Below are 13,482 nucleotides of genomic sequence, written 5' to 3' on the forward strand. Positions count from 1 at the left end.
AGTCGGGGTATGACGGGCGCGGTCGCTGGACTCTCTCTCATCAAGGGATTGTATCTATCGTCATGGTGGTGCAAAGTTTGCCCGGGGTGCCGATTCGCGCCTCTGTGAAGCCAGGAACGATGAGAGGCAGCCCTACAACGATGCAGTCGATTCCCGTCCCCACCGCCGACCTGGCCGACCAGTACGGCCACCGACTGCGTGTCTGCGGCGTGCAGTTCACCACCTACGGGGGGCTGCGCTCCTTCGCCGGCCCGGTGCGGACCGTCTCCTGTCGCGAGGACAACGCCTTGCTGCACGAATTGCTCCATTCACCTGGTGACGGGGCCGTCGTGGTGGTCGATGGTGGCGGCTCCCTCGACACCACGCTTTTCGGCGACCGAATGGCCACGAGGGCCCGGGACAATGGATGGGCAGGGGTCGTCGTGTACGGCGCCGTCCGCGACAGCGTCGCACTGGGCGGCATACGGCTTGGCGTGCAGGCGCTGGGCACCAATCCGCGCAGAGCGCACAAGACGGGGCAGGGAGCGGTGGACGTGCCCGTTTCCTTCGGCGGGGTCACGTTCGCCGTCGGTGATGTCCTGCATGCCGATGAGGACGGGGTGGTGCTGCTCCCGGCCGGTCAGGGCCCTCAGGTGTCTGTTTCAGCGTGAGCAGCCGCAGCGGGCCAGGCTTGTCATTGGGCGGTTCGGGGACGTCGCGAAGTGAATCGTCGTCCGACGACGCTCTTGCGAACAACGGTTCTGAGCCGCGCCATCGAGGCGTGCCGGTGGCGAGCGGGACGGTGCGTGCGCCGACGTGGATGTGGCGCAAGCCGAGTGGCTCAGTGACGTGAGGCCGTTCGCTGTCGCGGAGGGTCGACGTGACGGTCAGGAGGGCGCCGAGGCGGGCTTGGGCCTCGGTGACGCCTACCCTCCGGGGTGCGGCCAGTTCCTTCAGGGCACGGCGCACGTGGGGGAAGTCCGCAGGTGCTTCGCCCCGTGCGCCGGCCGCGCCGTACATCACGGACATCGCCGAACCGTGTGTCGTCCTTCGAGGTGCCCTGGAGTCGCTATGGATGACGACCCGGCCGGCGGTTTCGGCAAGGCCCTCGGCTGTCGAGGGAAGGACCGAGCACGGGCCCCGCGACCAGCATCAGCGTCCGGGGGAGGGCCCACGGCCTGTGGGAGACACAACCACCTTCCGTTGGGGAAATGACGAGTGACCCATGGCGTCAGGAGAGAGGGACGTTCTCACTACGGGCGAGTCTTAGCCAGGTGACCAGGTGCCAGTCCTGGTCGTTGGCGAGTGGGTCGGCTCTGTGTGCCTGCCGCCCGTCAACCGTGCTGGGCATGACGAAGGCGCAGGTGGCAGAGCCGTCGGAGCGGTAGTTGATGAGGTTGGCCAGCAGGGACGAGCGGGCCACGTGCTCGGTGTGCGGGCTACGCAGACGCGAGGGGAGCCGGTACAGGACGGACGCGGTCAGCACGCTCCAGTAGTGCGGGAAGACATCGCCGAAGAGCCGGTCCTGGCCGAACCAGTAGCCGTCCCAGTGCCGGATACTGACGCCGTTCAGCCGAACGTGCGGCTGGCGTCCGCTGAAGGCGAGCAGCCAGGGCAGCCGTTCGGCGATCTCCTTCTCCAGAACGGGATCGGCGCTGATCCGCCACGCGTCGATGAGCAGGTTCAACAACGGAGCGACGATGGCGTGTTCGTAGGCGACTTCGTGCTCGGGGAGCTGCTCACCCAGGTTGATGAAGTGCCGCGCGGAGCGCACGATCTCCTCGCGCAGTCGCGCCGCCCGTTCTTCCTGCCCAGCGGTGTCCAGCGCGTCGGCGGCTTCGGCGACAGTCTCGGACAGACCGATCGCCAGGTGGCGTCCGGCGCCCAGCTCGTAGGCCCGTTCGAGAATGCGCGCGGCCGTTTCCAGTTGCTCGGGGTGACGGTGGACTCGGTGGTGCTCGAGGAAGAAGGAGGCCAGCCACGGAGCGTCGTAGAGCCGGATCCCGGTGTGCTGGTCCTGGGAGCCGCGGCGGGGGGCCAGGGTGTCGTCGAGCAGGTGGCCGAGGGCGAACTCGGCCCATCCCTCCACCAGGGGGTCGGCGATCTGCGGATCGATCCAGCCCTGTTGTCTGGCCAGCAACACCAGGAGCGGCATGGCGATCCGCTCCGAGCCGTCGCTCCAGTCGGACCATCCGTTGGTCAGGACGGACAGGCCGGTAGTGGTGTCCACGGGTACGAACGCGTGGCGCAGCAGGCCGGGCCGTTCGAGTGAGCGCTGGTGGGCCACTATGTAGGTGACGCGTCGCCGTACGAGTTCGGGCAGCGACAGGTGGAAGAGGACCTCGGTGAAGGCGTCGCCGATGCGCACGGTGACGGGCCCGTGGACGGTGGAGGTGAGGACGGTGGCCTCGCCGTCGCGGCGGACGTCGACGTGCTCGGACAGGGGGGTGACGTCCGTGGCCGGAATGGTCAGTTCGTGGCCGACCTCGGTGGCCAGTGAAGTGCCGTCGACAGGACCGGGATTGCGCCGCTCGAAGTCGTCAGGAGAGGCGTACCAGGTCAGGACCCATTCGAGGGTGTAGGTCTGGCCGGGGGCCAGCTCGATGACGGGCTGTCCGCCGAAGGCGGTCGGGTGGGCGGCGTGATCGGTCACGTTGAGGACGAGGTGGCCGCGGGCGTTCGACAGTGTGTTGGCGTTGCGGCTCTCGACGGAGTAGCCGGCGAGTCGACCGGTGCGGACTACAAGGCCGAGGCAGCGGCCGCTCCCGGAGATCGGCTGGGCCAGGACCCAGGACCGGCTGCCGCCGGTGAAGACGTGGGCGTGCACGGCGGTGCGCAGGGCGGCTGCGGCGTTCTCGTAGAGGTCGGCGAAGGGTGTCTGGATGCCCAGGGCACGGATGCTTCGCGTGGCCCCGCCGGTGTTGGTGAAGGTGTACCGCTCCAGGTAGTCGTCGCCCTGGATCCAGCGGGTCGTCTCCACGGTGACGCCGGTGATCGGGGCGTGCCTGACCCGGACGCGGTCCGGTTTCGCGTCGATGCTCTCGGGGGCGTTCCAGCGACCGGCGCCGGCGTCCGTCACCAGGTGCCCCGACCCCCAGGTGTGCTCGGTGGAGTGCCAGGGGGTGCGCGCGTCCAGCAGGAAGCGGCGGTCCGGCTGGTCGGGGTCGGTGAACTGCCGCGGTGCGCCGGAGTACAGGTGGACGCGGCCTGGGCCGAACGTCCAGGTGATGTGGTCATCCCTTGAGGGCACCAGAGGAGAATCCCTTCACGTAGTAGCGCTGGAGCAGGAGGAACAGCAGGGCACAGGGGACGGCGGCGATGATGACGCCTGCCTGGAGGGAGCCGAAGTCGATGTGTCCGAGGGTGCCGGAACGCTGGGAGACCAGGGCGACCGGCAGCGTTGCCTTGTCGCCGTCGGACAGGAAGATCAGCGGCCCGATGAACTCGTTCCAGCCGGCGAGGAACGCGTAGAGCGTGACCGTGACGATGCCGGGCAGGACTCCGGGCAGCAGCACGCGGAAGAAGGTGCCGGTCCAGCCGCAGCCGTCGACCATGGCGGCCTCTTCCATCTCACGCGGCAGGGCGGAGAAGGAGTTGCGCATCATGAAGAGACTGAAGGGGAGCTGGAGGGTGGTCATCACGAGCGCGACGCCGACGATGGTGTTCTGCAGTCCCAGCCAGCCCAGCAGGATGAACAGGGGCAGGAGGAGCGAGGCGTAGGGCACCATCAGGATTGCCAGAGTGACGCCGAAGAGGATGCGCCGTCCGCGGAAGGGCAGCCGGGCGAAGGCGTAACCGCCCGTGGTGCTGATGACGACGGTGAACGCCACGGTCAGGGCGGCGAGCTGGAAGGTGTTCCCGACGTACGTCCCCAGCCCTTCGCCGTAGTCGATCACCTTGCGGTAGTTGATGAGTCCGAAGCCGTCCGGTCCGTGGAAGGACTGGCCCAGCAGGAAGAGCAGGGGGAGGGCGAACAGCGCGGCCAGAGCGGTGGTCAGGGTGTAGTACGCGGCTGTGCGTGCGGTTGGCTTCTTGGTCACGGGGTGGGTCACTACAGGTGCCTCTAGTCTTCCGCGCCGCGGCGCATCAGGACGAACTGGCCCGTGTTCAGCCCGAGCAGGACGATCAGCAGGACCACGGACATCGCGGCGGCACGTCCCAGGTCGAACAGTGTGAACGCCTGCCGGTAGACGGCGAGCACGAGGGTGACGGTGGAGTTGTCGGGGCCGCCGGCCGTCATGATGAAGAACTGCTCGAAGGACAGCAGGCCGCCGGTGACCGAGAGCAACAGGGTCAGCGAGAGCGAGGGCCGCAGCAGCGGCAGCGTGACCGACTTGAAGGTCGTCCACGCGCCCGCACCGTCCACACGTGCCGCCTCGTACAGCGGCGCGGGGATGGCCTGCAGGCCGGTGAGCAGGATCAGCATGTAGAAGCCGGCGACGCGCCAGGTGACCAGCAGAAGCGTGGAGGCGATGACGTGGTCGCGGGTGCCGATCCAGTCGACGGGGCCGATTCCCAGGACCGTGAGTGCCCCGTTGAGCGGGCTGTCCGGATCCATGAAGAACGAGTAGAACATCAGCGTCGCGGCCGCCATGCCGACCGCGACGGGCAGCAGGAACAAGGTGCGGAAGACACCCACGCCGCGCCGTGCCTCCTGCACGAGCAGGGCGAGTGCGAGCGAGACGACCAGCAGCACCGCGGTGGACAGAACCGTCCACACGATGGTGAACGTGATGGCCCGGGTGAACAGCGGATCGGTGACCGCCTCGTAGTCCCTCAGACCGTTGGGGCGGGAGGCGCCGATGAGTGGCCAGTCGTTGAAGGACATCCACACCAGCAGGCCGAGCGGAACGACGAAGAAGACGCCGACGACGAGGGCGGTGGGCAGGGCGAAGAGCATGCCGGCCCGGGACCGGTTGCGGGTGTGCGCGGACACCTTCGGGCGCAGCGGAAGGGCAGTGGCCATGTCGGTCAGCCGCCGATCTGCAGAGCGGCCGTGATCGCTGAGTTGTCCTCGGCCAGCGCCGCGGCGTCCGCACCGGAGAAGACAGCGTCGCGGAACAACTTGTGCCATGGCCCGTTGGCGTCAGTGAAGACCTGGCCGAACGCCGTCGAGGACGGAGTATGACCGGTGGCGACCAGCTTGTTCAGCGTCACGACATTGGGGTCGGTCGCCGAGTAGCGGTTGTCCGCCAGATCGGTGCGCACCGGGAGCGCGCCGCTCTTTGCCACGACGTCGACCTGCGCTTTCTGCGACGTGGTCCACTTGACGAAGTCCCATGCCTGGCGCGCTTTGGCGGACGTGGCGGAGATTCCCAGGACGTCACCGCCGACGAAGGCGGACCGTTCGCCGTCCGCTCCGGGGATGGCGGTCACCCCGATACGGAGTTTGTCGTTCTGCTTGAGAGTGGCATAGCCGAGGGCGCCGAACCGCTGCAGTCCGACCGTGCCGTCCTGGAACCCCACGGTCCAGGTCGCCCCGGTCTCCTCGCGCGCCTTCTTCGGCACGACTCCGTCGGCGTACATCCGCTGCCAGGCGTCCATCCAAGCGCGGCTGGAGGCGGACTCCAGCCGCGCGGTGGTGCCGTCCTCGCTCAGCGGTTCCTCGCCGTCGGCCCATATCGAGGGCCAGCCGGCGAACATGTTGCAGCCCGGGCAGTTGCCCGCGAAGTAGGAGCCGGCGATGCCCTCGCCGATGGCGTGAATCTCCGCGGCCTGCTGAACTTCTTCGGCGAGAGTGGTGGGCGGCCGGTCGGGATCGAGGCCGGCCTTCTCGTAGAGGACCTTGTTGTAGAACAGCGCCGACACGTCCACCACGGTGGGTACGGCGTAGAGCTTCCGGTCGACGGTCGAGGCCGTGAGGGGGCCGGGCGCCAGCTTGTCCCTGTACGGCAGTGAGTTGACCCGTCTGGTGAGGTCGAGCAGCACGTTCTTCGAGGCGAGGCCGGACGCGTGGGTGACGTCGGTGGCCAGCAGGTCGGGCAGAGCCTTGCTGCCGGCGGCGATACCCACCTTCTGCAGATACGAGTCGCCTGGGACGGTCGTCAGCTTCACCTGGTTGCGGTGCGTGGCGTTGTAACGATTCACCAGTTGCCCGAGTGAGGAGTCGGCGGCCAGCCGGGTCCAGAGCGTCAGGTCGGCGCCGTCGTCCACGGCGGACACATCCCCCGCCGCGGTCTCCTGGCTCGCCTGGGGAGCGGCCTGGCATCCCGCCAGCAGTGCCGCGAGGGCCGCGGCGGCGACGGCGCACCGCCTCTTCCTGTCATTGCGCACATCTGCCTCCATGCAGCAGTCGGCTCCAACAACGATTTCGGCACTATCGACGCAGGTAAAGTGGCATTATGTGGCACCTGTAGGCGGCCTACCGAAATCGTTGTCTGCTCGCTATTAGCCAGCAGGGCCGCTTGTCATGTCAAGTACCTTGGGTGACATCGCCCACCCGGACAGGAGGCTTCATGGAGCACCCGGTGACCATCTCCGACGTGGCGCGGCGTGCGCAGGTGTCCCCTTCGACCGCATCCAAGGCGCTCAACGGACGGGCTCAGGTCAGCGAAGCCACCCGCCGACGAGTGCTCGCGGCCGCCCACGACCTCGACTACGCGCCCAATGCCTTCGCGCAGAACCTGCGCACCGGCCGGAGCCGGACCGTCGGCATCATCGCCGCCGACGGCGTCGGAAGGTTCACCCTGCCCGTCCTCATGGGCGCGTCCCACGCGTTCGGGTCCGAGCAGATGGCAGTCCTGCTGTACGACTCCCACGGTGATCCCGAACTGGAACGCCGCAATCTGGACGCGTTGGTCAAGCACCAGGCCGACGGCGTGATCATGCTGGGGCAGCACACTGACGCGCGCCCGCCGGTCTCCCATGCCGCCCGCATGCCGATCGTGTACGCCTACGCTCCCTCCTCCGATCCGCGTGACTGCTCGGTGGTTCCCGACGAGGCCGACGGCGCACGGCAGGCGATCGAGCACCTGGTCCAGCAGGGCTATCGCCGCATCGCCCACATCACCGGACCGAGCACCTTCCACGCCACACGGGTTCGCCTCGAAAGCGTCAAGGAGACACTCGCCGAGCACGGTCTGACACTCGCGGGTTCTCGCCCCTACGTCGGCGAGTGGAGCGAACAGTGGGGCATGTCCGCGACGATCATGCTGCTCACCGAGGACCCGTCCATCGACGCGATCTTCTGCGGCAACGACCAGCTCGCACGCGGAGCCGTCGACGCGGCCCGAGACATGGGCCGCAGGGTCCCCGACGACCTCGGCATCGTCGGATTCGACGACTGGGACGCGTTCACCCTGGGCTCCCGCCCTCCTCTCAGTAGCGTCGACATGCGGCTCGAGGAACTGGGCAGGAGAGCCGCTCACCAACTGTTCGGCAGCCGTACGGAACGAGACCGAGGCCGCGTGACCGTCCCGTGTGAACTCATCCCACGTGACTCGTCCCAGCGACTGCCGGCGGTCGCCGCTGCGAGGAGCAAGGGTGAAGGAGGCTGACCGCACCGGAGCTTTCGCCCGTTCGAACCAACTCTGCCCGCGCCGCATCCCATGCGATGGCTTCCCGCGGCGTGGTAGAGGGGATATCCGCGGTTGAGTGCGCGGGTCCCTAGGGTGCGCCGTCTGCCGGTGTCTGCCCTCTGCTCAACTGAAAGGCCACCGTAAAGACCGGCGCGCCGAGTTGGGCGAATACACCGACATTCCCGCCACCTGGCGCAACGGGCACCGCGAGAAGACAGTGACCAGCAGGCCGGCGACCTGGAATTCGACCATCGTGATGAAGCAGGCCGTCCATCCCCGGCCGCTGCCCGAGCGGCCGTCGCGTGAGCTGCCTCCGCCGGCAGCCGCCACCTGAACAGGCGGACGTCACCCACCCACCCCGGCACGTCGGTGAGCCGGACGCGGTCATAGCCTGCGGCCCATGAGTGACGACATCTCTGACCGCCTCGTCGTGCCCACGTAAAGCCCTTGACCTGCTCCTCTCCGGCAACCAGCGCTTCGTCGACGGAACGCCCGGACACCCCAACCAGGACGCCGCTCGCCGCGCCGACATAGCATCCGGCCAGCATCCGTACGCGGTACTCCTCGGATGCTCGGACTCCCGCCTGGCTGCCGAGATCAGAGGCCCAGATCTGCCCACCATAGCCAGGTGAGGGAGGTGTGCCAGATGTCCTCGGCCGGGAAGTCCGGGGTCGCCTCGTCGATGCGGCAGCCGAGGGACGCGAACGCCTGCAGAGCGTTGCGGCAGAGGTCGAGCACTCCGCCCTCAAAGGGAAGGTGACCACCCCAGTCGCCGACCCCGGCGAAATGCGGGCGTCGGCCTCGCCCGGTTCGCCGCGACGGTGGCCCCGGTGGACGCATCGGCTGACGCCCGTTCCTCCCGGGGCTGCCATCCCGGTCGCGGAGGCGGCCTTTCGGGCTGTCGACCGTCAGTGCCTCGTGGCCGAGCGTGTCTTGATGGTGAGGGCGGCCAGGGCCATCATCAGTGCGCCGAAGACGGCGGCGCAGGCGTACATGGTGAAACCGATGTCGGCGTTGCCGGCCGCGATCAGCGCGCCGCCGATCCACGGGCCGAAGATGGCGCCGAAGCGGCCCATGCCGGAGACCCAGCCGAGGGCGGTGGGGCGGTCCTCGTCGTTGTGGTGGGTGCCGACCGTCGCGTAGACCATGGTCTGGCCGGAGAAGAGCAGCAGTCCGGCGAAGAAGACCACCGCATAGAGGACGCCGACCGACATCTGGACGCCCATGAGGTAGACGAAGACGGCGGTCAGGACGAACCAGGCGATGACGACCTTGCTCGGGCCGATGCGGTCGGCGGTGCGGCCGGCGATGAGCATGCCGCAGATGCCGCCGACGTTCAGGAACGTCGAGAAGAGCAGCGAGTCGCCGGTGTCGTAACCGAGGTCGACCATGATCTTCGGCAGCCACTGGCCGACTCCGTAGACCAGGAGCAGACCCGCGAAGGAGGTCAGCCAGAAGCAGAGAGTGGTGGACCACTGGCCGTGCCGGAAGAGGTTCTTCAGCGCGTCCAGCTTGTCCCCGCCGCTCGCCTTCGGTTCGGCCAGTTCGGTGCCGTAGGCGGTGGCGAGCAGCTCGGCGTCGGCGCGGCGGCCGCGGGTGAGCAGGTTGGTGGGCGACTCGGGCAGCAGCTTGAAGGCGACCGGGAGCAGGATCAGGGCGGGCAGGGCGGAGGCGATGAAGGCCCAGCGCCAGCCGTGGTCGTCGACCAGCCAGAGGGCGAGCAGCGGGGCCAGGGCGCCGCCGGTCTGGTGGGCGGTCATGATGATGCCGGTGGCGAGGGCGCGGCGGCCGCGCGAGGTGAACTCCATGCCGTACGAGATCGCGATCGGCAGCAGCGCGCCGAGGCCGAAGCCGCACACGAAGCGGAAGAAGCCGAACTGGCCCGAGGACTGGGACCAGCCGGTGCCCAGCGTGGCGAGGGTGAAGATCACGACGCTGGCGAAGACGGTGACGCGACGGCCGATCCAGTTCGAGGCCGTGCCGGACAGGATCGTGCCGAGCAGCATGCCGAAGTTGGTGTAACTGCCGATCGTGCCCGCGACGTCCGGGGTGAGGCCGAGGCTGTGGCCTCCGAGCATCTTCGGAAGCACGGAGCCGTAGATGAACGTGTCGATGCCGTCGAGGAGGACGAGTGCCCAGCACAGGGCGATGACGACGGTGCGGCTGCGGCGGGCCGTCGTCCCGGTCGCCTGGGCGAGCGGGGAGGTGGCGGAGGAGGACATCGTTGTTTCCTCTCGTGCGGGACGTCAGGACGGGGCCTTGGTCCCTGGCTGCAAGGGCGGTGGGGCCGGTGCGGCTCGCGCGGCCGGTGGGGGAGGACGGACGGAGCATGCCCCCGAGCTGCGGACTCCGCGTGGGGAGCCTCGAGCTCGCTGTGGCGTAGACGTTAAGAAGCCATAGCCATCACGTCAACACTTTTGTTAACAATCTAAGCAACAATTCGGCCCCGGGGTACGGGTGGTAGCCGTTCCCCGGGGCCGGAAAGGGCGGATCAGATCAGGGCCGCACGGGCGGCGTGCCGTGCGTGTGGAAGGACTCGATGGTCTTCAAGCCCCACGCCTGCCCCTTCTTGCGCTCCTCCTCGGTCCAGGTGATGAGCGGCCAGTCGGGAGCGAGGACGAGACGGGTGAGCGGGTTGCACAGTTCGATGCGGTTGCCGCCGGGTTCGTAGACGTAGAGGAAGAACGTCTGCTGGATGGCGTGCTTGTGCGGTCCCGTCTCGATGAAGACGCCGGTGTCGATGGCGAGGTCGGCGGCGCGCAGGATGTCCTCGCGGGTGTCGGTGGCGAAGGCGATGTGGTGCAGGCGGCCCTCGCTGCCGGTCCAGTCGGACGTGTAGACGACGTCGTACGACTTGTTGGTGTATGTCAGCCAGCGTGCCGCGATCTTGCCTGAGTCGAGCCGGATCTGCTCGGTGGGGCGGGCGCCGAGGAGCTGTTCCTGCCATTCGGCGTTGGCGAGGACGTCGGCGGCGAGGAAGTTGATGTGGTCCAGGCGGCGGACGCCGACGCCGCGGTTGGGTTTCGCCTGCGGCTGGTTCTTGAGAGACGGCTTGAGCGCCTGGGGGGCCTGATAGTGCTCGCTCTCCCAGTACAGGGCGTGTTCATGGCCGTCCGGGTCGGTGGTGACGTAGAGCCGGCCGAGGCCGGGCTCGTCCTCGGTCCACTTGCCCGTGCCGCCCGCCGCCTCGATGGCCTCCACCCGCCGTCGGAGCGCCTCCTCGCTGGAGGTGCGCAGGGCGAGGCGGCCGAGACCGGGCTGTTCGCGGGCGGTGAGGACGAGACTGTGGTGCTCGTAGTCGTCGAAGGTCCGCAGGTAGACGGTGTCGCCGTCCTGTCCGTTGACGGTCAGGCCCAGGAAGTCGGTGAAGAAGGCGACGGAGGCGTCCAGGTCCGGGGTGAACAGCTGGGCGTGGCCGATGTGGGCGATGTCGCCGAGCGGCGGGGTCATGAGCGGCCTCCTGTGGGTGGTACGGGGAAGACGGTGCCGTCGAAGATCTTGCGGGCGGTGCGGACGACGGCGGTGCGACGGGCCCGCAGGCCGCCTTCGGGGGTGCGATCGATGCTGCTTTCGATGTCTGTGAATCCGCTGGGATGCTCGATGCGGAGCCGGTCGCCCTCTTCGGGGAGGGCCGCGATGCCGTGCGCGACGCTTCCCTCGATCCGCAGCCCGGCCGCCACGCTCGCGGCGCCGAGGACGCCGATGGAGGTGTGGACGCGGGCCGGGATGAAGGTGCGGGTGGTGACGGCGCCGCCGTGGCGGGGCGGCGAGAGCAGGGTGAGCTTGGGGACGGTGGCTTCGGTGACGTCGCCGAGTCCCATCAGCTGTCCGGTTGCCAGCCGGATTTCGTGGAGCCGGGCGGTCAGTTCCCCGTTGGCCTCCAGGTCCTTGGGATCCTCCTGACCGGTGACCTCGAGTGCCTCGGCCGGGATAAGAACGGTTGGCATACCGTTGTCGACGCACGTGACCTGGATGCCGGCGACCGTGTCGCTCACGTTCCCCGTGGGCAGCAACTGCCCCTCCCGCGGGGGGAATTCGATGACCACGGCAGCTGCGCTTCCGGGAACACCGGAGATAGCCGTGTCGCCGCTGTAGTCGACGCGGCCGTCGGGGGTCGGAAACGTCGCCGTGGCCAAGTCACCGGAGTTCACCATGCGGATGCGCACGGATGTCTCGCTGCTGCCTGCTCGTACGAGTCCGCGCTCGACAGCGAACGGGCCGACTCCTGCGAGCAGGTTGCCGCAGTTCTGGCGGTCCGAGACCACTGACTCGTCCACGGCGACCTGGAGGAAGAGGTAGTCGACATCGGCCTCGGGGCCGGTCGACGGGGACACCACGGCAACCTTGCTCGTGAGGGGGTGGGCGCCGCCGAGACCGTCGATCTGGCGCGGGTCCGGGCTGCCCATGACCCGCAGCAACAGCTCGTCGCGGGCGGTCTCGTTGGTGGGCAGGTCATCGGCCAGAAAGTAGGCGCCCTTGGAGGTACCGCCGCGCATCAGCATGCAGCGGACTTCCGCGGGGCCGCTCACGACTCGACCTCCTCGTACGGGCGGTAGGTCACCCCGAGCCGGGTGAGCGTCTCCCGCAGCCCGTAGCGGTCCAGGCCCAGTTGCCCCTCCAGGAAGGCGGCGCGGGCCGCGGCCTCCTTCTGCTCGCGGGCCTCGGACGCTTCGACGGTGTCGCGGGCGCACTCGCGCGGGACGACCACCACGCCGTCGTCGTCGGCGACGATCACGTCACCGGGGTGGATCATCTGGCCGCCGATCACGATCGGTACGTTGACGCTGCCGCCGGTCGCCTTGACCGTGCCCTGCGGGCTGACGGCGGCGGACCAGGCGGGGAAGCCCATCGCGCGCAGTTCGGCGGTGTCGCGGATGCCGGTGTTCAGGACGACGCCACGCACCCCGCGATGGACGAGGGCGGTGGCGAACAGCTCGCCGAACAGGCCGTCCGTGCACGGCGAGGTGGTGGTGACGACGAGGATGTCGCCCTCGCCGCACTGCTCGACCGCCGCGTGGATCATGAGGTTGTCGCCGGGCCAGCACAGCACCGTGACGGCGGTGCCGGCGACGCGGACGCCTTGCTGGATCGGGCGCAGATGCGTGCCGAGGAAGCCGGTGCGCCCCATGGCCTCGCCGACGGTGGCTGTCCCGTGGCCGGCGAGCGCTTCGACGTCCTTCGGGGCGGCCTTGGGCGGATTGGTGACGATCACGCCGGGCATCAGGCGAGCTCCTTCGCGATCTGCGGGTAGGGCCGCATGTACGCCTCGGCCATGGTCTTGTGGGCCAGCCCCAGGTTGGGGCCCGCGTTTCGCTTGAGCTGCACCCCTCGGCGGACGGCGAGGTCGGTGTAGTAGTCCCACAGGTGCTGCTGGGCACCGAGGCACTCCATGGCCTTGCGCTTGGTCTCCCAGACCTCGGTGATGTCGAGGAGGACCTCGGGCTTGAAGCCGCTCATTTCGGGCTGGTGCGGCTCGAAGTAGAACACGGGCGGGGCGCCGATGATCTCGCCCTCGCCGGGGTAGCCGATGGCCTGGGCGAGGACCCGGGCCTCCAGGGCCATGCGGTTGGCGGCCGGGTGGTCGCCGTTGTACGGGTCCTCGACCGGGTGCGTGAGCACGACGTCCGGTTGCGTCTCCCGGTAGACGGCGACGAGCTGGTCGGTCAGCTCGGCAGTGGCGACCAGCGGGTAGTCTCCGGCGTCGAAGAAACGGACCTCGGCACCGAGCGTCGCGGCGGCGCGCTCGGCCTCCTCACGGCGGATCGCCTTGATCTCGTCGAGCTTCTTCCCCTCCCGCCACGCCTTCGCCGACTCGCCGCGCTCGCCGAAGGTCAGGCACGCGATGGTGACCTTCTCGCCCCGGGAGGCGGCCAGGGCGATGGCGCCGCCCGCCCGCCACACGAAGTCACCCGCGTGTGCGGTGACGACGAGCGTCGAGCGGGGCGGGGTGGCGGCGGGTGCGCCGTTGCCGTGGGTCATGCTGCAT

The 13,482-nt window shown here is 68.8% G+C and carries 13 protein-coding genes and 1 pseudogene; 3 read left to right on the plus strand and 11 right to left on the minus strand.

Annotated elements, in window-relative coordinates; genetic code table 11:
* The first annotated feature begins 140 nt into the window (after nt 1–140).
* Nucleotides 141–650: a ribonuclease E activity regulator RraA gene (gene rraA / locus ACFZP7_RS34205; protein ID WP_385638167.1), complete on the plus strand. Its 510-nt coding sequence runs from the start codon at nt 141–143 to the stop codon at nt 648–650.
* Here the strand turns inward: rraA and ACFZP7_RS34210 are convergent.
* The 5 genes from ACFZP7_RS34210 to ACFZP7_RS34230 form a co-directional block, all read right to left on the minus strand.
* On the minus strand, nt 556–1,056 hold the full coding sequence (locus ACFZP7_RS34210; protein WP_385638580.1) for a triphosphoribosyl-dephospho-CoA synthase: 501 nt from the start codon (nt 1,054–1,056) through the stop codon (nt 556–558). The two genes, rraA and ACFZP7_RS34210, sit on opposite strands and share 95 nt — an antisense overlap.
* Before the next feature lie 154 nt (nt 1,057–1,210).
* Entirely contained in the window at nt 1,211–3,229 is a 2,019-nt protein-coding gene (locus ACFZP7_RS34215) for a hypothetical protein (protein WP_385638170.1), read from the minus strand.
* Nucleotides 3,213–4,019: a carbohydrate ABC transporter permease gene (locus tag ACFZP7_RS34220; protein WP_385638173.1), complete on the minus strand. Its 807-nt coding sequence runs from the start codon at nt 4,017–4,019 to the stop codon at nt 3,213–3,215. The genes ACFZP7_RS34215 and ACFZP7_RS34220 overlap by 17 nt, the downstream gene beginning before the upstream one ends.
* A gap of 23 nt (nt 4,020–4,042) precedes the next feature.
* Entirely contained in the window at nt 4,043–4,945 is a 903-nt protein-coding gene (locus ACFZP7_RS34225) for a carbohydrate ABC transporter permease (RefSeq protein ID WP_385638175.1), read from the minus strand.
* A gap of 5 nt (nt 4,946–4,950) precedes the next feature.
* On the minus strand, nt 4,951–6,252 hold the full coding sequence (locus ACFZP7_RS34230) for an ABC transporter substrate-binding protein (protein WP_385638178.1): 1,302 nt from the start codon (nt 6,250–6,252) through the stop codon (nt 4,951–4,953).
* Nucleotides 6,253–6,434: 182 nt separating this feature from the next.
* Here ACFZP7_RS34230 and ACFZP7_RS34235 point away from each other — a divergent pair, with 182 nt between their 5' ends.
* Together ACFZP7_RS34235 and ACFZP7_RS34240 are read left to right on the plus strand one after the other, a co-directional pair.
* Complete coding sequence (locus ACFZP7_RS34235) at nt 6,435–7,475, plus strand: LacI family DNA-binding transcriptional regulator (protein ID WP_385638180.1); 1,041 nt, start codon at nt 6,435–6,437, stop codon at nt 7,473–7,475.
* A 437-nt stretch (nt 7,476–7,912) separates the two neighbouring features.
* Nucleotides 7,913–8,095, plus strand: a pseudogene (locus ACFZP7_RS34240) (carbonic anhydrase); the annotation flags it as partial.
* Here the strand turns inward: ACFZP7_RS34240 and ACFZP7_RS34245 are convergent.
* The 6 genes from ACFZP7_RS34245 to ACFZP7_RS34270 all read right to left on the minus strand — a co-directional run bounded on the left by ACFZP7_RS34245 (nt 8,094) and on the right by ACFZP7_RS34270 (nt 13,475).
* Nucleotides 8,094–8,234 (minus strand): hypothetical protein, encoded by a 141-nt coding sequence (locus tag ACFZP7_RS34245; protein ID WP_385638592.1) that lies wholly within the window; start codon nt 8,232–8,234, stop codon nt 8,094–8,096. The pseudogene ACFZP7_RS34240 and the gene ACFZP7_RS34245 sit on opposite strands and share 2 nt — an antisense overlap.
* Nucleotides 8,235–8,404: 170 nt before the next feature.
* Entirely contained in the window at nt 8,405–9,718 is a 1,314-nt protein-coding gene (locus ACFZP7_RS34250; RefSeq protein WP_385638183.1) for an MFS transporter, read from the minus strand.
* Nucleotides 9,719–9,992: 274 nt separating this feature from the next.
* Nucleotides 9,993–10,946, minus strand: a complete 954-nt coding sequence (locus ACFZP7_RS34255; RefSeq protein WP_385638186.1) for a catechol 2,3-dioxygenase — start codon at nt 10,944–10,946, stop codon at nt 9,993–9,995.
* Nucleotides 10,943–12,025, minus strand: a complete 1,083-nt coding sequence (locus ACFZP7_RS34260; RefSeq protein WP_385638188.1) for a 4-oxalomesaconate tautomerase — start codon at nt 12,023–12,025, stop codon at nt 10,943–10,945. The genes ACFZP7_RS34255 and ACFZP7_RS34260 overlap by 4 nt, the downstream gene beginning before the upstream one ends.
* The gene (locus ACFZP7_RS34265) at nt 12,022–12,717 is read right to left on the minus strand and encodes a 4-carboxy-4-hydroxy-2-oxoadipate aldolase/oxaloacetate decarboxylase (protein ID WP_385638191.1); all 696 of its coding nucleotides are present in this window, start codon (nt 12,715–12,717) and stop codon (nt 12,022–12,024) included. Before ACFZP7_RS34265 ends, ACFZP7_RS34260 begins: the two co-directional genes overlap by 4 nt.
* Complete coding sequence (locus tag ACFZP7_RS34270; protein ID WP_385638193.1) at nt 12,717–13,475, minus strand: PIG-L deacetylase family protein; 759 nt, start codon at nt 13,473–13,475, stop codon at nt 12,717–12,719. Before ACFZP7_RS34270 ends, ACFZP7_RS34265 begins: the two co-directional genes overlap by 1 nt.
* Nucleotides 13,476–13,482: the final 7 nt, after the last annotated feature.

The organism is Streptomyces sp. SudanB5_2050 (assembly GCF_964272335.1).
Classification (GTDB): domain Bacteria; phylum Actinomycetota; class Actinomycetes; order Streptomycetales; family Streptomycetaceae; genus Streptomyces; species Streptomyces rochei.